Genomic DNA, 399 nt, shown 5'->3' on the forward strand with positions numbered 1-399 from the left:
CCGAGTCCGGGCACCACTATTTAAAGAACCCAGCCTATGGCTGGGTTTTTGCTTTTCTGAGGTTGGTATTCCATTCTGCCTTTTTCACTTCTTTTTCGTTTTTAAATCATCGCTGTAATCCACGAGAAGCGTTTTTATCTTTAGATGTCGTATCAGGGCAGGTATCGTTCAGAGAGTGCCAGAGAGGCGTTGTGCGTGCGGTATTGCCCGATGGCGCGGAGCTGACCGGGTCTGCGGGTTCGTATCCTTCGGCGGGGAATTGTTCTTTTGCAGGCCGGATAAGGCAAAGCCGCATCCGGCACTTTTTTCGCACCAGCGCAAAAAGGCCATCCTTCCGGATGGCCTTCTGCTTTATTTGATGCCTGGCAGTTCCCTACTCTCGCATGGGGAGACCCCACA

1 protein-coding gene is annotated in these 399 nt (G+C 51.9%); it reads left to right on the forward strand.

Features of this window, described 5'->3' with window-relative positions:
* Positions 1 to 359 (forward strand): hypothetical protein (locus DBY68_RS23180; RefSeq protein WP_233503929.1); only part of this gene is annotated, 359 nt, incomplete at its 5' end.
* Positions 360 to 399 lie beyond the last annotated feature (40 nt).

Origin of the sequence: Pseudocitrobacter sp. RIT415 (genome assembly GCF_003057695.2) — a bacterium.
Lineage (GTDB): Bacteria > Pseudomonadota > Gammaproteobacteria > Enterobacterales > Enterobacteriaceae > Pseudocitrobacter > Pseudocitrobacter faecalis.